Genomic DNA, 20,336 nt, shown 5'->3' with positions numbered 1-20,336 from the left:
TAGATGACACCCGAAAACCCGGGCACCGTATCGGCCAAGACGAGTGTGCTGGCGGTGGTGAACAGCCTGGCTGAGGGCGCGATCGCGCGTGACCTTGCCCGAGAGCTGCCGCGGGAGCAGGTGCGTGCCGTCGCTGAAGCGGGTTTCAGCCGGCTGCGCATACCGAAGGAATTCGGCGGCGACGGGCTCACGATCCCCGAGTGGGGAGACGTGCTCATCGAGCTGGCTGCGGCCGATTCCAACATTCCGCAGATCTTTCGAGCCCACATCGCGTTCGTCGAGGACATAGTGCACCACCCCGACGAGGATTATCGAAAGCTGTGGCTGGGCCGGCTTCTCGACGGAGACATGGTGGGCAACGCCTGGGCAGAGGCGGGGCCGATCACGATGGGGCAGAAGAAGACGTCCTTCACCTGCAAGGACGATGAGCTGACGGTCTCCGGTCGGAAGCAGTACACGACCGGTTCCATCTTTGCGGACTGGGCGGACGTCTCAGGAGTCCACCAGGGGCAGAACGTGGCCGGATTCGTCGCGCTGCATCAAACGGGCGTCACGGTCCAGGACAATTGGGACGGATTCGGCCAGCGCACCACGGGCACGGGCACGTTGTTCCTCAACGAGGCGAGCGTCGACGCTAGCGGTCTCGCCCCCCTCGGGGAGCGCATCCGCTATCAAGCGGCGCTCTACCAGTGGATATTGCTCGTCGTGCAAGCGGGCATTGCGGTTGCCGTTGAGCGAGACATCACCGAAGCGGTGCGAAGTCGCGGGCGCAACTATTCACACAGCTCCGCCGATCTCGCCAAGGACGACCCTAATATCCAATCCGTCGTGGGGGAGATCTCGTCCATAGCCTTTACGGCGCGGGCGCTGGTCCGAGGAGTGGGGGAGGCCTTGCAGCGGGCCTCGGAGACGGGCGTCGCCGGGCGTGATTCGGAGGAGGACCGTGAGGCGAACATCGTGGCGGAAATCCGCTCCGAGCAGGCGCAAGTGATGCTCTCCGAGTTGGTACCGCGCTCGGCGACCCTGCTGTTCAACGCGCTCGGCGCCTCGGCAACGAGTGTCGGCCGCGATCTCGACCGGCACTGGCGCAACTCGAGGACGGTCGCCAGCCACAACCCCGTGATCTTCAAACAGCGGGCCATCGGAGACTGGCTTCTCAACGGCAATCCGCCGCCCGTCGACTGGGAGGTGGGAACCCCCGCCACGACGAAGACGGCGACCGAGTAGGGGACGCCGACGACGGTGACTCCCGACGGGCTTCCCCGGTCGGCCCGTCCGCCGACCTCTACGCCCGAGTTCCGCAGCTCGTGGCCACGGCGTTCCAAGGTGGCGCGGGATGTTCCCGCGGGCCGCGGGATGCCGCAGTGATGCCCCCGGTCGTCGACAGGCCGGCCGCCCCGTGCCTGGTTGGTCAGGCCGTCGCGGCCGGCCTGACCGACGCCGGGGACGGGCCGACTCCCATCGGCACGACGTTGCTGCCCCGTGCCGGCGTGTGAAATCGCGTCGTCCGGTTGAGCGAGGACTCGCGGCGGTATACGAACCGGATCCACCTCCTGCCTCAGAACCTTCGTGCGTCAGGAGGTGCCGTCCTGAGCGTCCACCTGCCGCTTTCCCTGCTCCGGTACACCCCGAAAGGCGAGAAAACCGATGGCCTTCGCACCTTCAGAGTTCACCCGGGCCATGGCTCGTGTCCCCGGTCCGGTCACGGTGGCCACCACGGTCGACGCCACGGGACAGCGCTGGGGCTTCACGGCGAGCTCGTTCCGCTCACTGTCCCTGGACCCGCCTCTGGTGCTGATCTGCCTGGACAAGGCGGCCAGCACCCATGAGGCCTTCACCTCCACCGACCGCTTCATGATCAATGTTTTGCGCGGGGACCAGTCGGACATCGCCCGTCGCTTCGCCACGTCGGGAGTGGACCGGTTCGCCGACGGCGTCACAGCGCCGCTGGAACTCGGACTGCCCGGCATACCCGAAGCCCTGGTCCGGGTGGCCTGTTCACTGCACCAGGTCGTCGACGGCGGCGACCACTCCATCCTCATCGGACGCGTCGAGGCGACGTACACCGGCGACGGCGCACCGCTCGTCCACTGCGACCGCAGCTTCCAAGGCCTGACCGACAACACCCCACGGTTCGCCACCCACTGACCAAGCTGTGGACCTCGTTCGCCCTGACGGTCAGGGGGATCGGGTCGTCCAGCCTGGGCGCACGGTCCGCGCGCTCCGTGGCGAACGCCTCGGTGTCCTGCTCATGCTCGGAATCGGTGGACTGCCGCACTTCCTCCTCTCCGCACCCGGCGGACGTCTGACTCCGCCGCGCTCATCGGTCTCCTCGTCCCCGGCACGGTCCCGCTGTTCGTCACTGTGTCCCCAGTGAAGATCGTCTGGCTGGGTGACCGGGGCGGTGGATGAGGGGTCGGGCGGTCCGGAGAACGATTTCACCAACCGCAACACCACCTTCATGACCTGGAACCCGCTGCACCTGGCCCGGATGCTCAAGGACGCCGGCGGCATCCCGGCGCACCGGTAACCAGCGCTCCGAGTGGGACGCGGGCTGCCGCTTCGACTTCGAGAACCCCGAGCACCGCTGAGCGCGCTTCGGTTCGCCTCCGCCCGCCTTGTCCGTCGCCGCCCGCCGTGTGGTGGGACTTCATCGGCCGATCCGGCGAGGAGGTCGTCCGGTTCACGAGAACGCTGGGAGGAGTGCGGCGGCCGTCGGTCCGACGCGGTGGGCGGCGGTGGGTGGCGGGCTGTCGTGCGGAGCGTCGGTGCGCCGTCAGGGGGTGGCGCGGTGGCCGGTCCCGTCGTCGCCGTTTCCCCGGAGGCGGGCGGTCACGAGGTCGCCGACCACCTTGCTCATGACGGACCGCTGTGCGGTCGGGTCGGCGGCGGCGGCGATGGACACACCGGCCTGGTGGAGCGCGCCGTAGAGCAGGTGGGTGAGGGGCTCGGCCTGTTCGGCCGGCAGGATCCCGGACCGCGCGGCGGCAGCGAGCCCCGCGCGGAGCAACTGGCGTGCACAGTAAGGGTCGTCGAAGCGCACCGACCGCTCCCAGCCGAGGACGAGGGGGCCCTCCAGCAGCAGGATGCGCTGGACGGGCTTCTCCAGGCACGCCGTCAGGAAGGCATCCATGCCGGCCATCATCCGGGTGACCCGGTCGCCGTCCGCGGCTTCCGCGGCCGCCGCGCAACGGGCGTGGACGTCCGCCTGGAGTGCCAGGTAGGCGGCCTCGAAGAGGTGCTCCTTGTCGGGGAAGTGGTGGTACAGCGCGCCCCGGGTGACGCCGGCGGCCTCGACGATCCTGGTGGTGGAGGTGTCCGCGTAGCCGTGCGCGGTGAACAGGGCGATCGCGGCCCCGACGAGCTGCCGGCGCGTCGCGTCGCCCTGTTCCGCCTTCTTCGTCATGGCCTCATCGTACGGAGTACACGTTGAAGCTTTCGTCGAGGCCGAGCAGCGCGGGGTCGAGACGTCCGGTGGCGACGAGGAGGAACTGCAGCGGGTCCCCGCCGACGACCGGGCCGCCGCTGCCGATCTCCAAGGTTTCCAGGCCGGTGAGCTTGAGGGTGGCTGGCCCGCGCTCCAGCCGGTCCAGTTCGGACCTCAGCCAGTGCACGCCCGCGGCGAGGCCGGGGCCGCGGCCGGAGGGCTGCCCGAGGGCGGCGCGGATGTCGTCCGCGTGCACGAAGGTGTCGTACCACAGGGTCAGGACGCCGTTGAGGACCGTCCGGCCGGTGCGGGGGAGCACCGTGGCCCAGCGCGCGTCGTCGAACCCGTCGAACGCCGTGCCGAGGCGGGCCGCCGCCGCCCCCAGTGCGGCGGCGAGCTCCTGGGGCGTGCTGTCGCGCAGTGCCCGGGCCTGCTGGTCCGGGGTGCGCGCGCCGATGGTGCCGTCGGCCGAGTCGATCGCCGTGCCGGTCACGTGCCCGACGACATCGCGGACCTGCCAGCCCGTGCAGCGGGTCGGTGCCGACCACGCGGCCGCATCCAGTTGCGCCACCAGCTCGGCGAACGCCGCGTACTCGGTGGCGAGGCCCTCGGTCACGTGTGCCTTGCCGATCTCTGTCATGTCGTCAACTCCCTTTGCTCCGCTGCTTCTTGTCGGGGCGCTCAAGGCTCGACCATACATACATGCAGTCTGTATGTATAGAAGGAGTCCCTTTCGCGTGCTTGCCTCCCCGCCCGCAGGGATGGCCACCGGTCAGGAAGGGCGGTACTCCGCACGGCCCCATGGGGCCGCCCCGCAGGGTCCTGCGCAGGGGCCGACCGGCCATGGCGCGGCGCGTTGTGCCGCGCTTCGGCCCTCCCGACGGGCAGACTCACGGCAGGAGACCGGCGGATCGCGGACGAGCGGAGGTGGGCAGGTGGGCAGGGTTCCCCTGTTGTCGCTGCGCGGGATCTCCAAGCGGTTCGCCTCCCTGCAGGCGCTCAACTCCGTCCACCTCGACATCGGCCCCGGCGAGATCGTCGCCCTGGTGGGCGACAACGGGGCCGGCAAGTCCACTCTCGTCAAGACGGTCTCCGGCGTCCATCAGCCGGACAGCGGCGTGATCGAGTGGCGCGGCCGGCCGGTCGATGTCCGCCGGCCGCTCGACGCCCAGGAGTTGGGCATCGCGACGGTCTACCAGGACCTCGCGCTCTGCGACGGTCTGGACGCCGTCGCCAACCTCTTCCTCGGCCACGAACTGCGCAGGTTCGGGCTGCTGCGCGAGGTCGAGATGGAGCGCCGGGCCCAGGAGGTGTTCGACAGCCTGTCCATCCGCCTGCCCAGCCTCCGGATCCCGGTCGCCTCCCTCTCCGGCGGCCAGCGGCAGGCTGTGGCGATCGCCCGCTCCCTGATCGGCCGGCCCGATCTGGTGATCCTCGACGAGCCGACCGCCGCGCTCGGACTGGAACAGACCGCCCAGACCCTGGAACTGATCCGCCGACTGCGCGACCGCGGTCACGCCGTGATCCTCGTCAGCCACAACCTCGACGACGTGCAGGCGGTCTCCGATCGCGTCGCGGTCCTCCGCCTCGGGCGCAACAACGGTGTCTTCGAGGCCCGTTACACCACCCAGGAACAGCTGGCCGCGGCGATCACCGGCAGTCAGGCCATGGCGATGACCCTCCAGCGCAGCCTGCTGCCGCGGGGCCTGCCCGCGCAGAACGCCGTGGACGCCGCCTTCCGCTACCTGCCGGCCCACGCGGGTGTGGGCGGCGACTGGTTCGACGTCATCCCGCTGTCGGGCGCCCGGGTCGCCCTGGTGGTCGGCGACGTGGTCGGGCACGGCGTGCACGCCGCGGCCACGATGGGCCGGCTGCGCACCGCCGTGCACAACTTCTCGGCGCTGGACCTGCCGCCCGACGAGCTCCTCACCCACCTCGACGACGTCGTCAGCCGCATCGACGAGGAGGAGACGGCCAGCGGCACCGACGTCGTGGTGGGCGCCACCTGCCTGTACGCCATCTACGACCCGACCTCCCGGCGGTGCCAGATCGCCCGGGCCGGCCATCTGCCCGCCGTCCTGGTCCACCCGGACGGCACGGTCGAGATCCCCGACACGCCCGTCGGCCCCCCGCTGGGCTTCCGCGGCCTGCCGTTCACCACCGCCGAGGTGGAACTTCCCGAGGGCAGCCGGCTCGTCCTCTACACCGACGGCCTGGTGGAGGCCCGCACCCGGGACATCGACATCGGGCTGCGACTGCTCAGCGAGGCGCTGGCCCCACCCGGCCGGACCCCGGAGGAGACCTGCCAGGCCGTCCTGGAGGCGATGCTGCCGGCCCGTCACGAGGACGACGTCGCCCTGCTCGTCGCCACCACCCGGGCCCTGCCACCGGACCGGATCGTCGAGTGGGAGGTGCGCTCCGACCCGGCCGCCGTCGCCGAGGCCCGCGCCGCCGCCACCCGCCAGTTGGAACGGTGGGGCCTGGACGCACTGGTCTTCGGCACCGAGCTGATGCTGAGCGAACTGGTCACCAACGCGGTGCGCCATGCCGCCGGCCCGATCGGCGTGCGACTGCTCCACGACCGCCGGCTGATCTGCGAGGTCTCCGACGCCAGCAGCACCGCCCCGCACCTGCGGTACGCCGCGGCCAACGACGAAGGCGGCCGGGGGCTCTTCCTGGTCGCCCAGCTCAGTGCGCGCTGGGGCACCCGCTACACCAGCACCGGCAAGGTCATCTGGTGCGAGCAGGACATTCCCCGGCCGCAGCCACAGGGCTGATCGGCCGTCCGTTCCGCCGCCGACGAGCCCCGCCTAGACGGCCGGTCGAACCGCCACCGTGCTCGGCCCGAAGGGCTACGGCGCCGTCCAGGTCGCCCCGCCCGCCGACTCGATCAAGCTGAGCGGGGCCCACCCCTGGTGGGAGCTCTACCAGCCCGTCTCGTACGGCCTGAGCAGCCGGATGGGTACCGAGGCGCAGTTCAAGGCCATGGTGACGGCCTGTCACAACGCCGGGGTGAAGGTCTACGCCGACGCGGTGATCAACCACACCGGCGGCGTGAACCGGAGCAGCACCAGCTCCTACGGCGGCGCGAGCTTCAACACGGCGACGTACACGTACAACGACATCCCCTACAGCCGTGCGGACTTCCACGGCTCGCCGCCGTGCCCGAACGCGGACCTGGGCATCAACGACTGGAACAACGTCACCCAGGTCCAGGAGTGCCAGCTGGTCTCCTGTCGGACCTGAACACCGAGTCGGACACCGTCCGGGGCAGGATCGCCGGCTACCTGAACGGCATGGTCGACGCGGGGGTGGACGGCTTCCGGGTGGACGCGGCCAAGCATGTCGCCCAGGCCGACATGGCGAACATCCTCTCCCGGGTGCGCGACACCACCTGGGGCGGGCGGCCCTACGTCTACCAGGAGATCTTCCCCGGCAGCGGCGGTCAGCTCGCGCCGGCCGCGTTCGAGGGCAACGGCAGCGTGCTGGAGTTCACCTACGCCTACAAGCTGAAGGACCAGTTCAACGGCAACATCGCCAACCTGAGCACCTTCGGCCGGAGCTGGGGCTTCGAACCGAGGGACAAGTCCGCGGTCATGGTGACCAACCACGACCTGGAGCGCGACCGGACCACACTCACCTGCAACAGCGGCTCCAAGTGACAGCTGGCGCACATCTTCGAACTGGCCTGGAACCACGGCACCCCGCAGGTCTACTCCGGCTTCCGCTTCGCCGACAAGGACGACTCGTCGCCCGCCGACGGAGACGGCTACGTCACCGACGTCAACTGCGCCGACAACACCTGGACCTGCACCGACCGCGACCGGGGCATCGCCGACATGGTCGGCTGGCACAACGCTGCCCGGATACCTGCCCGCCGACCTGGCCGACGCCGCCCGGTACCAGAACCTGCTAGCGGCAGGGCACAGCCCGGCCCAGGACACCACCTACGAGATGAACATCCCGCTGCAGGCCCTGGGCATCGACCGGGCCACCCTGGAGAGCCGGGGCCTGGGCATCATGCTGATCCCCACCTTCGGGCAGTCGGCCATCGGCTCCCTGCCCCAGGACCCGACCGTGCTGGACGCGGCGACCGCGCCGTACAGCGCGGACCCCTCCACCTCCCACGAGAAGGACGACCATGACACCTTCCGGGTGCCCTTCGCCCGCGTAGGACGCTGGCCTCCGGGCCTGCCCCGGGCGGCGTCCCGCTCGGGGCGGACGACGGAAGTGCCTTCCGGGCTGGAGCGACAGGGCTTGACCAAGCTCCCGTCGTTCCAGCAGGAAGGCACTTCCCGCGTGCCCGCGCAGGGGAGTTGCGGCGGCGGCCTACGGCCGGGCGCGCGCACGGTGCACCGGGCCCCGCGCCGCCGTCACTGCTGGAACGGGCTCGGTTCCCAGCCTTGTCCGCCGATCGGGTGGACGTACAGCGGCCGGCCCTTCACCGCACTGGCGCGGAACGGCGTGCCGTGGCCGAGGTCGACGAGGAGCGTCCCCTTCCGGTCGCCGCTGGACCACTCCAGCTCCAGGTACCAGGACACGTCGTGGGAGTTGGTCCGTGCGGTGACCTCGATGACCTCCGGGTCGTGCTCGCTCACCTTGAGCGGCAGGCCGGTGCTGCCCTCGGTGACCACCGGCCGCGGGCGGGCCGCGTCCAGATCGAGGTCGTAGGAGTGGCGGTCGACTCCTCCGCCGCAGCCCTCGCCCATGGAGTAGGCGTTCCAGGCGAGGGGAGCCGCGATCCGGGTGACCCGGACGTTGAGGCCGGACAGCACCACGGTGTCCCCGCCGGTGCCCTGCACGATGAGCTCGATCGACTGGTAGCGGGCGGGAACCGCGCCGAGCCGGGAGACCCAGCCCGCCACGTCCGCGACCGCGGGCGGTCGAGGGACCTCGGACGGCGGGCGGTTGACCACGTACTGATCGCACGGGGTGTCCCACCCGGACGGCCGGACCGACACTTTGACAGGAGCGCTGGTGTCCGTCCCGCCGGTCGGCCCCTGCGAGCCCGCGCCCGCGCCCGCGCCTGCTTCGGTGGAGGCGAGGGCGGGGGAGGACGGCGAGTCGGTGCTGCCCGGGGCCGCAGATCCGGCGGGCGACCCGCGGTCCGCGGCCCGCGCGGAATCGGTGTCACCACCCGTGGCCGAGTTCAGCCCCGTGGCGACGGCCCCGATGGTGGCCAGCACCACGGCGACCGCCCCTGCGGCCAGGATCCCGCGGTGGCGGGCCCGCCACCGCGGCCGCGTCGCGCCGGGGACAAGGTCCGGTTCGGGGCGGGAGGAGACGGCCGGTCCGGCCTCGACGCCACCGCTCCTGTCGGGCGTCGCCTCCGCCTCGGTCCCGTTCGGACCCGTCGGTTCGGCTACGGGTGACGTTCTGCTCCCCCGGGTCGCGTGGACGACGACCCACAGTCGGTACAGCTCGACCAGTTCGTCCGGCGTCGCCCCGCACAGCCGCGCGAGGTGGTCCAGCGGGGCGAACTCCGTCGGCACCACGTCGCCGTTGCAGTAGCGGTGGAGCGTCGAGGTGCTCAGATGCAGTCTCTTCGCCAGCGCGCCGTAACTGAGCCCCGACCTGCTCTTCAGCTCCCCGAGCAGCCGCGCTGTCTCGTCCCGCTCCCTCAACTCCCGGACCCCCTCTGACACCGTTCCTCCGCCCCGCTCCTGCATCCCGCTCCTGCATCCCGTGGTGATCGCGCCTCACAGTCCCCGGCCGCCACCGGCGGTCGGGCTCGGCGCTGTCGCGTCCCCTGCGGGCCGGACCACGTGAAGTGATCGTCGGGACAGAAGCACGCCGCTCACGCTCCCGCGGTTCCCGCTGCCGGCCAGGCCGTTTCGCCGTCCCAGGGACGCGTCCCAGGAAGGGTACGTCTTCCCAGCTCAAAGGAGGTAAAGGCGTCCCAGCGTCCCAGATCGGGCGCCGGCCGTTGCTACTGGGACGAACCGGCCGACAAGCTTTCGGCGAACACCGAGAAGGAGCAACAGTGAGCATTGTTCAGGCGACCCGGACCGCGATACGCACCGGCGACCGTTTCAACCGCGGCGCGGTGGCGCTGACGATGGGCGGCATCCTGCTGATGACCGCGGCCTGCGGGGACGGCCAAGGCGAAGGGGGCGAGGCCCCCCGGGCAACGGGCAGCGCTGCCGTCGGCGGCCCGGCGGCCCCGACTGCGGACACGACGGCGGCCGCGGCCGCGCCGAAGGCGTCGGCCGCGGTGCTGAACGTCGAGCCGAAGGACGGCGCCCAGGGGGTCGCCCCCGACGCGCTTCAGGTGTCCGTCGCCCACGGCAAGCTCACCACCGTCGACGTGACCGACAAGAACGGCAAGCCCGTCCCCGGCTCGATCACCCCGGACGGCACCGGTTGGAAGCCCGCCGCCGCGCTCGCACCCGGCACGGCGTACACGGTGAACGCCCAGGCGACGGACGTCGACGGCCTTGCGGCGGCTTCCACCACCGCGTTCACCACGCGCACGCCCGACAAGCAGGTCTCCACCAACGACAACATCGCCGACGGTGGGACCTACGGCGTGGGCATGATCGTCAAGGTCGAGTTCAGCACGAAGATCGCGAACAAGGACGCCGTCGCCAAGGGCATCACCTTCGAGACCGACAACGGCACCGAGGTGAAGGGCCACTGGTTCGGCGACGGCCGGCTGGACTTCCGCCCGGCCGAGTACTGGAAGCCCGGCACCAAGGTCACCATCCACTACCGGCTGAAGAACGTCGAGGTCTCGCCGGGCGTCTACGGCGACGTGGACAAGGACGAGCCGTTCAGCATCGGCCGGTCGCAGGTGTCCACCGCGGACGCCGCCGCGCACCAGCTCACGATCGTCCGGGACGGCAAGACCACCACCGTGCCCGCCACCCTCGGCGACGAGAAGCACCCGTCGTGGGGCGGCACCATGGTGATCATGTCCAAGGAGAAGGTCACCCACATGAACTCCCGGACCGTCGGCCTCGGCGACGAGTACGACATCCCCGCCGTCCCGCACGCGATGCGGCTGACCGGGAGCGGCACCTACCTCCACGGCAACTACTGGTACAAGGGCGACCCCTTCGGCAAGGCGAACACCAGCCACGGCTGCGTCTCGCTCAAGGACGTGGAGGGCGGCAGCGACACCTCCGTCGCGGGCGCGTTCTTCAACAGCTCGCTTATCGGCGACGTGGTCAAGGTCGTGAACTCGAAGGAGAAGATCGTCGCCCCCGACAACGGACTCGGCGGCTGGAACCTCCCCTGGGCGAACTGGTAGACCCACCCACCCGTCCGTACCGCTCGTGACGAACCGGACGGGCGATCGCCGCACCGGGTGCTTGCGGCGGGAGGGGCCTTCACCGCGCACCCTGCCGGCGCCGCCCGGCCCGTGACGGTCCGTCGTGGTCGGCGGTGAAGGGTCCCTGGTCGACGAAGCGGCGCAGGAGACGGGCGACGGCGCGGGTGTCGGCCTGCGGCCGGGTGGCGGGCGTGTCCCCGCCACTGTCACAGCCACCCCGCCGCTCGCCGACCCCGTCCAGCACGTCCCGCCCGACACCGCCCATGCCGCGCCGCGTCTGGCCCGGGGAGACCGGCTGCTGATCGAGGTGACCGACACGGGGCGCGACCGGGCTCGCGCCGGCGCCGTTGACCAGGACGCCGAGCTCGGTGCGGCCGTGGCCTGCTGACGGTCACGAGCATCGCCGACCGGTGGGGCGTCGGCCCGTCCCCGGGGCAGGGGGCGCCGGGCGGAGGCCGCGCTCCCCACCCACGGCAGCCTTCCCCGCTCTCACCTGCCGGGCCCGGACGTCCGGGCCCGGCGCAGCCGGTCGGTCACCCGCAGCAGGGCTTGCACTCCTTCACCTGGACGTTGTCGATGACCGGGCCGTACGCCCCGGCGACGGTGCTGGTGAAGCTCAGCGTGGTGGACGCGCCCTGCGCGACGAAGCTGAACTGGTGCCCGACGTAGCCCATGGCGGTCCTCGTCCGGCCGGTGATGTCGAAGGTGAAGTCCTGGAAGTTCTGGCCGTCGATCAGCGCCCGGCCGGTTCGCAGGGCCACCCCGCCCTCCGGGTTGCCGGCGAGCGCGTAGGTGACGGAGTAGGTGGCGCCCGGGACGGTGGTGAAGCTCTGGGCGACGGTACCGCTGCCGGAGCCGTTGAGGTCCAGCGACTGGTCGCCCTCGGCGGCCTGCCAGAAGCCGGCGCCGATCAGGTCCACACTGCCGGCGGTGACCTGCCACGGGCCGATGGCCTGGCCGGCGGTCAGGCCGGTGAAGGCGTTCGCCGGGGCCTTGGGCGTCTCGAAGCTGCCGTCGTCGAAGTGGCTGAGAGCGCGGTGGCCGCCGGCGGCCTGGGCCGGGGCAGCCAGTGCGGTGGTGCCGGCGACGAGCACGGCGGCGACGGCGAGGCGGGTGCGCGAGAACGACATGGAGGGTCCTCCAGGGCTGGTGGATGAGGCCGGTCGGCGATCGGCCGTGCACAGAGCTTCTGTGGTCGCGGTGATCTCTGCCAAGACCGGACGAGGGGTGCCCGGTGTTGCGTGGAGTCTGCGGGTGAGCTCTCGCGCGCCGGTTTCAACGGGTCGGAGCCCGCCGCGCCGGGCCGGGCGGCCCTGTTCTGACGGTCGGTCCGGGTCGGACGGGCAGTCCCCTCCGGGGCGCGGGACGTATCGTGCACGCCCCTCTCGGGCCGTGCACTCAAAAACCCGTTGGCGAGTCACGGGGAGCATTGCTAACCTGCCGGAGGCCGTACGAGAGAGAGCGAGGAGGTGGTACCCGTGAACGTATTGACGTGGGTGCTCTCCTCCGGGGTCACGGTCGGGCGATAGGTCGTCCGGGAGCGCCGTTCACAAGCACTCCCGAAAGGCACGACCATGCAATTCACTTCTGAGCAGCGCCTCGACGACGGCGTCCTCGAGCGCGAATTCACCCTCGGCGAGATCCCCGGCATCCTGTGGACGCCCGGGGCGGCATCCGCGTCCGCGCCGGTGCCGCTGATCCTGCTCGGCCACCCCCCGCTCGGGCTGCGCGGGATGTACCCCCGGCTGGTGGATCGGGCCCGGCAGGCCGCGGCGGACGGCTTCGCCGCCGCCACCATCGAGCTCCCGGGGAGCGGTGACCGGCCCCGTTGGGCCGCCGCCGAGCAGGCTCGCGCCGAGCTGCGCCGGGCCATGGAGGCCGGCGAACCGATCGGTGACGAGATCATCGACGCCCTCGTCCTCCCGCTGGTCGAAAGGGCGGTCCCGGAATGGCAGGCCGCCTTGGACGCGCTCCTCGCGCTGCCCGAGATCGGCGGTCCGGTGGGGTACTCGGGGGGAGTGATCTCCATCGGGACCAGGCTGGCGGTGGTCGAGCCGCGCATCTCGGCCGCCGTTCTGTTCGCCGGGAGTTTCGTTCCTCGCGCGATGTTCGAGGAGGCCCGCCGGGTCACCATTCCGCTGCACGTCCTGCTGCAGTGGGACGACGAGGGGAACGACCGGCAGGCGGCCCTGGATCTGTTCGACGCCTTCGGCTCCAAGGAGAAGACGCTGCACGCCAACATGGGTGGGCACACCGGCGTCCCGCAGTTCGCGGGGGACGCGGCGGCCCGATTCTTCACCCGGCATCTGAGCTAGCCGCCCACCACCCCCGCCGTCGGGCCGGCAGCAGACGGTAGGCCGGACCGGCCGGGATGATGCTCGTCGAGGGCACCCGGCTCTCCTCGGCGGCTCTCCGCATCGTGGGCTCCTGCCAGTTCGGCAGGGGCCCACGGTGCCCGGGGCCGTGAACATTTCGATTTTGGTGGAGCTTCGAGTGCCGGCCGGACTCGTGCACCGGCGCTACGGCTGCTCAGAACCAGCTGTCGAGCCACAGTCTGGCGCGCCAGTCGGCGTACGGGATGCTCTGCCCCGTGTAGAGCGGGACGAAGTGGACGAAGTTCCAGCCGATCAGCAGGACGAGCACCCCGGCCACCAGCACGCCCCGCACACGGCGCCGGTCGCTCGCCCCCGGCGGCCCGGGCAGGGCTCCCAGCATCATCGTCACGGCCAGGCTCAGGTAGGGCACGAAGGCGACCGCGTAGAAGGAGAAGATCGTGCGGTCCTGGTAGAGGAACCAGGGCAGGTAGCCGGCCCCCACCCCGCACAGGACGGCGCCGGCGCGCCAGTCGCGTCGCAGCGCCCACCGGAAGAGGAGGTACACCAGCGCGCAGCAGGCCGACCACCACAGCAGCGGTGTTCCCAGGGCGAGGATGGTCTGCGAGCAGGCGGTCGCCGCGGGGCAGCCGGCCGTGCCGGGCTCCGCCTGGGTGTGGTGGAACAGGACGGGGCGCCCGAGGACCAGCCAGCTCCAGGGGTTCGATTCGTACGGGTGGGGCGTGTGCAGCCCCACGTTGAACTGGTAGACGTCGTACTCGTAGTGCCACAGGCTGCGGAGCGGGGCCGGGATCCAGGACCAGGTGCCGCCGCGGCCGTCCGCCCAGTGCCGCCCGTACCCGTGGTCGGAGCGGAGCCAGCCGGTCCAGGTCGCCAGGTAGGTCAGGGCGGTGACCAGGACGAGGGACAGTGCCGACCAGAGGTCCTTGCGCAGCACCGCGCGGTAGGGGTGGTGCGCTCCCGCGGTGCGGCGGGCGCCGGCGTCCCACAGCAGGGTGAGGACGAGGAAGAAGGCGAGGAAGTACAGGCCGTTCCACTTGACCGAGGCCGACAGTCCGAGGAAGAGGCCGGCCGCGAGCCGCCAGGGGCGCGGGCCCGTCCCGGCGCGGGCGGCGGTGTGCCCGTCCGGGTGTGCCCGGTCGTCCCCGTCCCCGCGCCCGGCCCCGCCGACCGGCAGGGCGGCGGCGAGCCGGTCCCGCGTGCGGTCCCGGTCGACCAGCAGGCAGCCGAACGCCGCCAGGGCGAAGACCATCACGACGAGGTCGAGCAGCGCGGTGCGGCTCATCACGTAGTGCAGGCCGTCCACCGCCATCAGTGCCCCGGCCAGGCAGCCCAGCAGGGTGGAGCGGAACAGGCGGCGCCCGATGCGGCACAGCATCAGCACCGAGAGCGTGCCCAGGGCCGCCGTCATGAAGCGCCAGCCGAACGGGCCGAGGCCGAACATCCACTCGCCGAGGGCGATCACCCACTTGCCCGCCGGTGGGTGCGCGACGAAGGCCCCGGCGTCGGAGAGCGGGATCACCTGGGGGCGGCCCAGGATCTGCGGGTCGGCGACCAGGCGGTCCGGCCAGCTGCCCTCGTAGCCGAGCCGCAGCAGGGACCAGGCGTCCTTGGCGTAGTACGTCTCGTCGAACACGACCGCCCGCGGGCTGTCCAGCCGCCAGAAGCGCGCCAGCCCGGCGAGGAGGGTCACCAGCAGCGGCCCGCCCCAGCCGGACCAGCGCGCCAGGCGGCGCAGCGCCGCCGGGGACAGCCGGGGCGGGCGCCGCATCCGCGACCCGGGCTCGGGGAACGGCGTCACCAGGCGGTCGCGCACGGAGAGCTGCGGGCGCGCGGCGTACCCGGCGCGGTGCAGCTGCCGCTCCCACGGGGTCGGCCGGCGGTCGGCCGGCTGCCGCTGTGGGCCGGCCGGGGCGGTCGCGTTCTCGGGGATCACGTGGTGGGCCTTCTCCTCGGGGAGGCTTGGACGAGCGGGGACGGGGTGCCCGGCGGCCGGCGGTTCACTCACGGGCCGGGGCGTTCCTCACCCGACGGGACCGCCCGCACCCGGCCGGGGCGCCGGCCGGGTGGCCGAGATCCGGTCCGGCCCCGTCGCCGGCCTCGGCGTCGACAGGCGGTACGGTGCCGGCGCCCCTTCGGCGGTGGAGGCCGGGCGGCCGGGTGACGTCATCGTCACCGACTCGGCGGAGACCAGGGGCCGGGGTCGGGGGCCGGCCGGCCCGCCCCGGGAGAAGGAACCCGCGAGGACCAGCAGCGCGACGCAGAGCCCGGCGGCGGTCAGTACCGACCCGGCGGCCGTCCACGCCGTCCGGGCCCGCTTCCGCGCCTGCACGCCGGCGTGCAGGCGATGCCGGTGGCGGTCCTCGTACGGCTCAACCTCCTGCTCCTCGCGCATCATCCGTACCAGCTCCTGCTCGAAGCGATCCATGGCTCCCCTCCTCACACGACCCCCCTCACACGACCCACCTCGTCCGGCCCTCGGCGCACGGCCCTCGGCGCACGGCCTTCAGCACCGGACACGTTCCTCACTCGACCGGGCTGACCGCCTCCGCCAGCAACTGCCGCAACCGCGCGACGCCACGGGCCGTCAGCGACCGGGCGGTACCCACCGGGCACCCGAGCACCTCCGCGACCTGACCCTCGGGCAGGTCCTGGTAGTAGCGCAGCACCACCGCGGCCCGCTGCCGGGCCGGCAGCAACGCCAGCACGGCCTCCAACCTGGTCCGCTCGTCCACGGCCGCCGCCTCGTCCGCCGCTCCGGGCGGGTCGGGCAGCCGGCCGACGGGCTGCTCACCCCACCAGCGCCGCCGCGCCGAGCGGGCCGCCGCACGGGCCAGCACCTTCCGTACGTACGCCTCGGGCGCCTGCTCGGCCACCCTCGGCCAGGCGAACCAGAGCTTGACGAGCGCCTCCTGCAGCAGGTCCTCCGCCCGGTGCCGGTCCCCGCCGGTGAGCAGCCGCGCCAGGTGGAGCAGCGCCGGCCAGCGAGCCGCCACGAAGCGGTCGAACGCGTCGACCCGCGCCTGCCCCGTCACCCTCGACCCCTTGCTTCCCCGCCGAGCGCGCCGACCCCTGCCGCGCTCCCGCCGAGCCGAGGGCCGCGCGCGTCGTCGCCCACGCGCGCCGCCGCAGGACCGCGGACGCGCTCCTGTACACCTGATAAGACACTGGGCCCCACGCCGCTATGCACCCCGCACCTGTGGCGTGGGTCACATCCGGGGCGCGGGGTGGCCGCACCCCTCGGCACCGACCCGGCCGCGGACGACTTCCCGCCTGTCAGGTGGCGGGACGTCATCGGCCGATCCGGGAGGGGCCGTACAGGTACGGGCGCCAGATCCTGGCCGGACTCGGCACCGACGCGATCGCGGGCGGCGACACGGGGGCCGCCTGCGCCTGGCCATGCGGCCCGTGGGCGTGCGGGACGGTCCGCGGGAGTCGGGAAACGACGGTCCGCAGGCGTCGGGAAACGACGGTCCGCAGGCGTCGGGGAGGGACGGTCCGGGCGGTCGACACCGGTGCCGTCCGCGGTGGTTGGGCTTCGCGGGCGAGCGGGCGAGCGGGCGAGCGGGCGAGCGGGCGAGCCCGGGCCCGGGCGCCGGGCGCCGGGCGCCGGGCCGGAGGCCCGCCGCTATTCGGCGACGAACGTGCTGTGGCTCCAGGTGAAGACCCGCAGGCGGTCGGCCCCGGACCGCAGGGTCTCGGGGGTCGGGCGGTAGTGCTCGTAGCGGTTTCCGCGGAACAGCTTCAGGGTGGTGTCGAGGTCCGTGACGTGGTGGATCCGGTGGTCGTCGGGGAGTTCACCGGCGGGGCCGCCGAGCAGGATCACGTTGGGATGCTTGTCGATCATGCTGAGCCTTTCGGTCGACGCGGGAATCAGGGGTGGCCCGTGGTTCAGCCGACGGAGGTGCCGAGGGCGGCGGAGAAGCGGTCCACCAGCTCGTCGAGGGCGGTGGCGGCGGCCGGTGCCAGGTCGGTGGCGCCGTCCGGCGTGGCGAGGATGTGGCTGTCCAGGACGAACCAGCCCTGGGTGACGTGCGCGGCCCCCATCGAGGACAGGACCGGGCGCAGCGCGTAGTCCACCGCCAGGACGTGCGCCGGGGAGCCCCCGGTGGCCAGCGGCAGGACGGTCTTCCCGGCCAGCGCGTACTGCGGCAGGAGGTCGAGCAGGCACTTCAGCAGGCCGGAGTAGGCGGCCTTGTAGATGGGGGTGCCGACCACCACGCCGTCGGCCTCGCGGATGAGTTCGGCGATCTCGGCGACCGCCGGGTGGTGGACGTCGGAGCCGGTGAGAACGTCGGCGGGCAGCCTGCGGACCTCGACCGCGGTGACCTGGTGGTGCTGTGCGTCGAGGCGGCGGGCGGCCTCGCCGAGCAGTCGGGTCGTTCTGGACACGGCGGACGGGCTGCCGGAGAGGGTCAGGACACGGGCCATGGGAACCTCGGGGGAGTGGGGCGCGGCGGGGTGGATGTCGATGGCGGGGCGTGCGCCGCGGGGTGTCAGGCGGCAGGCTGGGCGGAGGCGATCTCGAAGACCTCGGCGATGGTCCGGGCCTCCAGCAGGTCGGGGAGCGAGAGCCTGCGGCCGGTGACCCGCTCCAGGGCGGTGAGCAGGGTCAGCAGGTGCAGGGAGTCCCAGCCGGGGAGTTCGTCGAAGTCCACGGTGGCGTCCTGCGGTGCGATGTCCAGGCCCAGTTCGTCCCCGGCCACGGTGATCAGCTCCCGCAGCCCGTCGGTGTCGCTCATGCGTGCGCTCCTTCCAGAAGGCCGGCCGGGTCGGCGTCGAGCCGCAGGTGGCCGGGCGGGTGCAGTGCGGTGCTCAGGTCGTGGCGGAAGGCGAGGCCCTCGCTCACGGAGGTGTCGGTGCCGTTCTGCACGGGGGTGAACCCGTAGCGGGGGAAGAGGTCCTTGACGACGTGGTTGCGCGGGGTCGGCCGGTAGTGTCCGGTGACCGCGTGCAGGCCGGCGCCGTCGGCGAGGCCCAGGACGGCGGAGAGCACGCCCTGTTCGATGCCGCGGGAGAACACCCGGCAGCTGAGCAGGAAGTTGTCGATCCGCAGTTCGCCGTCCCTGCGCTCCAGGAAGACGGCGCCCACCAGGCCGTTGTCGCCGAACCGGTCGGCGGAGCGCACCGTCAGGATCCCGGAGCCCTCCGCCGCGGCGTACGCGGCGACTTCGGCGGGTTGCAGTCTCCGGGTGGTCAGGTTGAACTGGTTCGTCCGAAGGGTGAGTTGGGAGACCCTGGGCAGCTCCTCGGAGGTCACCGGCCGCAGCCGGACCTTGACACCGAGTTCGTCCAGATAGTCCGCGACCGAGGCGAAGCCCTGCAGGAAGTCGCTGCGGGCCACCTCGCCCCGGTAGAGCTCGGCCCGGGTGCGGTCCTCGCCGGTCAGCCGCCGGACGTCGAACCAGCCGTCCCGCAGCAGCCGTTCGACGTGGAGGGCGGGCTCGTCGTCGACGGCCACCACGGCCACCTCGGGCAACTCATGTCGGACCAGCCCGCGTTCGAAGGTGGAGTCGTCGACGAAGACGAAGCCGCCGGTGGCGAGATTGAGCGCCTTGGCGAGGGCGGTGATGCTCTCCGACTTGGGCCGCCAGTCGGCGGTCACCCGGACGAAGTCCTCATGGCGCAGCGTCATGTCGGGGTGGTCGCGCAGCACGTCGAGCACCGGCTCGCGGTCGTTCTTGCTGACGGCGGCCAGCAGCACGCCCTGCGAGCCGATCTGCTTGGCCACCCGCTGGAACGCCCGGAACGCCTCGCCCCGGTGGCCGCCGGCGACTTCGATGCCCTCCGGGCCGTCGTCGCCCAGGATCCCGCCCCAGACGGTCTGGTCCAGGTCGAGGACGAGCACCTTGCTGGTGAGGCCGGCGACATGGCGGGCCAGGTGGCCGATCTCGCGGGCGTAGGCGGCCAGCAGGGGCTCGGACAGGTGCACCTTGGCATAGACGTCCAGCCGGGGATCGGCGGCGGGGACGCCCTCGGCGAGCAGCGGGTCGAGGTCGATCACGACCACCGAGGCGTTGTCCGCGCCGAGGCGCAGCAGCCGGGCGTTCGCCTCCCGCCAGAGCGCGCCCAGCTCGGCGCGGGAGCGGTGGTCGATCAGCTGGGCGGTGTACCGGCGGGGCAGGGGCAGGGTGTTGAGCACCAGGGTGCCGCGCGCGGTGTCCGCGAAGCGGGCCGCCAGCTTCTCGACCAGGGCGGTCTTCTCGGCGAGCACCCGGGCCACGTCGGCCGGCCGCCAGGGCAGCGGCACCTCGTCGAAGACCACGGTCGGGTCCAGCAGGCAGAGCGCCAGGTCGGGGGAGGCCGCGTAGAGCGCGCTGCCCGGGTCCGACAGCTCGAACACCCAGCTGTCGAAGACGCCTTGGTAGGGGCGCAGCAGTAGTCCGTGCCGGGCCAGCTCGCCGGTCAGTGGACCGAGCAGCGGGCCGACCGTGCCGTGGCCGACGACGGCCACGGTGAGTGCGGGGGTGCCCGGGTGGGCGGCCAGCACCTCGTCGGGGTCGAGTCCGCCCAGCACCCGGCCCGCGTGCGCCGTCTGCCGGGCGTCCGCCTCGGCGAGCAGCGCGCGGACGGCCGGGTACTCGGCGGCGAGCCGTCCGCCGCGGCGGAGGTCGAGCAGGGTGCGCGCCGGATCGGCGGCCACGGGCGTCTCCATCGGGTCCTCTCCTGGGTGCGTCGGGGCCGGGCCGCCCGGGACGGGTTGCCCCGGCGGGGGCCGGTGCGGGGCGCGGCGTCGGGAGCACGCCGGGGGCCGCAGGGCCCATCGTGGGCGGGCCGGCTGAAGCGAGTCTGAATCGCGGGGGCCCACCCGTGGGGGCGGGGGCGGGCGGACCCGGCCCGGGCGCGGCGAAGCTCTTTGGCCGCGGTTGAGGGGTGGTTTGGCGGACCCCCGGAAGGTGGTCCGGTGCGCGCGCCGCCGCACTTCAGGACCATCACAAGAGACCGGGAGGCACCGGTTGGACCCGCTGGAACCCGTGCGGCCGCCGCGCCGGCGAAGAGCCGGACGGTGGGCGCTGGATCACCTTCTGCTGCCGATGCGGTGGTACGCCGCAGGCTGGGGGGTGCCGGTACCGCTCTTCGACGGTACCGAGCAGTGCGATCCGCAGACCTCCGATCCGCAGACGTCCGACCCGCAGACGTCCGCCGGCGCCGGCCCGCCGGCCGGGCACCCCGAGCGGCTGGTGCCCGGCGTACCGCCCACCCCCGTCGAACGGGACCTGTGGGAGCGGCTCGCCAGGCTCTCCTGACCCGGAGCGGACGCAGACCGACGTTCAGGGGCGGTTTAGCCGGCCCGCCGACCATG

At 72.5% G+C, this 20,336-nt stretch carries 20 protein-coding genes and 3 pseudogenes; 11 read left to right on the top strand and 12 right to left on the bottom strand.

Annotation, left to right across the window (positions count from 1 at the left end; genetic code table 11):
- Positions 1-3: 3 nt before the first annotated feature.
- The 3 genes and pseudogenes from OG689_RS04945 to OG689_RS04935 all read left to right on the top strand — a co-directional run.
- Positions 4-1,227 carry an acyl-CoA dehydrogenase family protein gene (locus OG689_RS04945; protein ID WP_266318045.1) on the top strand — a complete coding sequence of 408 codons (1,224 nt, stop codon included), beginning with the start codon at positions 4-6 and terminating at the stop codon, positions 1,225-1,227.
- A gap of 453 nt (positions 1,228-1,680) precedes the next feature.
- Positions 1,681-2,148, top strand: coding sequence for a flavin reductase family protein (locus tag OG689_RS04940; protein WP_266318043.1), 468 nt, complete (start codon positions 1,681-1,683; stop codon positions 2,146-2,148).
- 256 nt (positions 2,149-2,404) lie between these two features.
- A pseudogene (locus tag OG689_RS04935) lies at positions 2,405-2,591 on the top strand (flavodoxin family protein); the annotation flags it as partial.
- A 185-nt stretch (positions 2,592-2,776) separates the two neighbouring features.
- Here OG689_RS04935 and OG689_RS04930 read toward each other — a convergent pair.
- Together OG689_RS04930 and OG689_RS04925 are read right to left on the bottom strand one after the other, a co-directional pair.
- Positions 2,777-3,406 (bottom strand): TetR/AcrR family transcriptional regulator, encoded by a 630-nt coding sequence (locus OG689_RS04930; RefSeq protein WP_266318042.1) that lies wholly within the window; start codon positions 3,404-3,406, stop codon positions 2,777-2,779.
- A 4-nt stretch (positions 3,407-3,410) separates the two neighbouring features.
- A complete protein-coding gene (locus tag OG689_RS04925; protein ID WP_266318041.1) occupies positions 3,411-4,067 on the bottom strand; it encodes a maleylpyruvate isomerase family mycothiol-dependent enzyme in 657 nt (218 codons plus the stop codon).
- Between OG689_RS04925 and OG689_RS04920 the strand changes: the two are divergent.
- The 4 genes and pseudogenes from OG689_RS04920 to OG689_RS04905 form a co-directional block, all read left to right on the top strand.
- Positions 4,066-4,866, top strand: a pseudogene (locus tag OG689_RS04920) (ATP-binding cassette domain-containing protein); the annotation flags it as partial. The gene OG689_RS04925 and the pseudogene OG689_RS04920 overlap by 2 nt on opposite strands.
- 225 nt (positions 4,867-5,091) lie before the next feature.
- A pseudogene (locus OG689_RS04915) lies at positions 5,092-6,204 on the top strand (SpoIIE family protein phosphatase); the annotation flags it as partial.
- A gap of 58 nt (positions 6,205-6,262) precedes the next feature.
- Entirely contained in the window at positions 6,263-6,673 is a 411-nt protein-coding gene (locus OG689_RS04910) for an alpha-amylase family glycosyl hydrolase (protein WP_266318039.1), read from the top strand.
- Complete coding sequence (locus tag OG689_RS04905; RefSeq protein WP_266318037.1) at positions 6,646-7,089, top strand: alpha-amylase family glycosyl hydrolase; 444 nt, start codon at positions 6,646-6,648, stop codon at positions 7,087-7,089. Before OG689_RS04910 ends, OG689_RS04905 begins: the two co-directional genes overlap by 28 nt.
- Before the next feature lie 285 nt (positions 7,090-7,374).
- On the opposite strand, the gene OG689_RS04900 is transcribed toward OG689_RS04905, so the two are convergent.
- Both OG689_RS04900 and OG689_RS04895 read right to left on the bottom strand, forming a co-directional pair.
- Positions 7,375-7,575, bottom strand: coding sequence for a hypothetical protein (locus tag OG689_RS04900; RefSeq protein ID WP_266318035.1), 201 nt, complete (start codon positions 7,573-7,575; stop codon positions 7,375-7,377).
- 225 nt (positions 7,576-7,800) lie between these two features.
- Positions 7,801-9,072 (bottom strand): transcriptional regulator, encoded by a 1,272-nt coding sequence (locus tag OG689_RS04895; protein WP_266318034.1) that lies wholly within the window; start codon positions 9,070-9,072, stop codon positions 7,801-7,803.
- A gap of 338 nt (positions 9,073-9,410) precedes the next feature.
- Between OG689_RS04895 and OG689_RS04890 the strand changes: the two genes are divergently transcribed.
- Together OG689_RS04890 and OG689_RS04885 are read left to right on the top strand one after the other, a co-directional pair.
- Positions 9,411-10,679: an Ig-like domain-containing protein gene (locus OG689_RS04890; RefSeq protein ID WP_266318032.1), complete on the top strand. Its 1,269-nt coding sequence runs from the start codon at positions 9,411-9,413 to the stop codon at positions 10,677-10,679.
- Positions 10,680-10,803: 124 nt separating this feature from the next.
- Entirely contained in the window at positions 10,804-11,088 is a 285-nt protein-coding gene (locus OG689_RS04885; protein WP_266318030.1) for a hypothetical protein, read from the top strand.
- A gap of 145 nt (positions 11,089-11,233) precedes the next feature.
- Here OG689_RS04885 and OG689_RS04880 read toward each other — a convergent pair whose 3' ends face one another.
- On the bottom strand, positions 11,234-11,830 hold the full coding sequence (locus tag OG689_RS04880; protein WP_266318028.1) for a choice-of-anchor C family protein: 597 nt from the start codon (positions 11,828-11,830) through the stop codon (positions 11,234-11,236).
- Between the two features lie 444 nt (positions 11,831-12,274).
- Between OG689_RS04880 and OG689_RS04875 the strand changes: the two genes are divergently transcribed.
- The gene (locus OG689_RS04875) at positions 12,275-13,015 is read left to right on the top strand and encodes an alpha/beta hydrolase (RefSeq protein ID WP_266318026.1); all 741 of its coding nucleotides are present in this window, start codon (positions 12,275-12,277) and stop codon (positions 13,013-13,015) included.
- Positions 13,016-13,229: 214 nt separating this feature from the next.
- Here the strand turns inward: OG689_RS04875 and OG689_RS04870 are convergent, their stop codons facing one another.
- The 7 genes from OG689_RS04870 to OG689_RS04840 form a co-directional block, all read right to left on the bottom strand.
- The gene (locus OG689_RS04870) at positions 13,230-14,804 is read right to left on the bottom strand and encodes a phospholipid carrier-dependent glycosyltransferase (protein WP_266326868.1); all 1,575 of its coding nucleotides are present in this window, start codon (positions 14,802-14,804) and stop codon (positions 13,230-13,232) included.
- Between the two features lie 252 nt (positions 14,805-15,056).
- Positions 15,057-15,461, bottom strand: a complete 405-nt coding sequence (locus OG689_RS04865; protein ID WP_266318025.1) for a hypothetical protein — start codon at positions 15,459-15,461, stop codon at positions 15,057-15,059.
- Between the two features lie 97 nt (positions 15,462-15,558).
- A complete protein-coding gene (locus OG689_RS04860; RefSeq protein ID WP_266318024.1) occupies positions 15,559-16,068 on the bottom strand; it encodes a SigE family RNA polymerase sigma factor in 510 nt (169 codons plus the stop codon).
- 593 nt (positions 16,069-16,661) lie between these two features.
- Positions 16,662-16,880, bottom strand: coding sequence for a DUF5988 family protein (locus OG689_RS04855; RefSeq protein ID WP_266318022.1), 219 nt, complete (start codon positions 16,878-16,880; stop codon positions 16,662-16,664).
- A 44-nt stretch (positions 16,881-16,924) separates the two neighbouring features.
- A complete protein-coding gene (gene ssuE, locus OG689_RS04850) occupies positions 16,925-17,464 on the bottom strand; it encodes an NADPH-dependent FMN reductase (RefSeq protein WP_266318020.1) in 540 nt (179 codons plus the stop codon).
- A 65-nt stretch (positions 17,465-17,529) separates the two neighbouring features.
- The gene (locus OG689_RS04845) at positions 17,530-17,775 is read right to left on the bottom strand and encodes a phosphopantetheine-binding protein (RefSeq protein WP_266318018.1); all 246 of its coding nucleotides are present in this window, start codon (positions 17,773-17,775) and stop codon (positions 17,530-17,532) included.
- Complete coding sequence (locus OG689_RS04840; protein ID WP_266318017.1) at positions 17,772-19,688, bottom strand: HAD-IIIC family phosphatase; 1,917 nt, start codon at positions 19,686-19,688, stop codon at positions 17,772-17,774. Before OG689_RS04840 ends, OG689_RS04845 begins: the two co-directional genes overlap by 4 nt.
- Positions 19,689-20,094: 406 nt before the next feature.
- On the opposite strand from OG689_RS04840, the gene OG689_RS04835 reads away from it, so the two are divergent.
- Positions 20,095-20,280 carry a DUF6059 family protein gene (locus OG689_RS04835; RefSeq protein WP_266318015.1) on the top strand — a complete coding sequence of 62 codons (186 nt, stop codon included), beginning with the start codon at positions 20,095-20,097 and terminating at the stop codon, positions 20,278-20,280.
- Positions 20,281-20,336: the final 56 nt, after the last annotated feature.

Origin of the sequence: Kitasatospora sp. NBC_00240 (assembly GCF_026342405.1) — a bacterium.
Taxonomy (GTDB): Bacteria; Actinomycetota; Actinomycetes; order Streptomycetales; family Streptomycetaceae; genus Kitasatospora.
The sequence above is the reverse complement of the archived record's forward strand: the minus strand, read 5'-3'. Positions and strand labels throughout refer to the sequence as shown.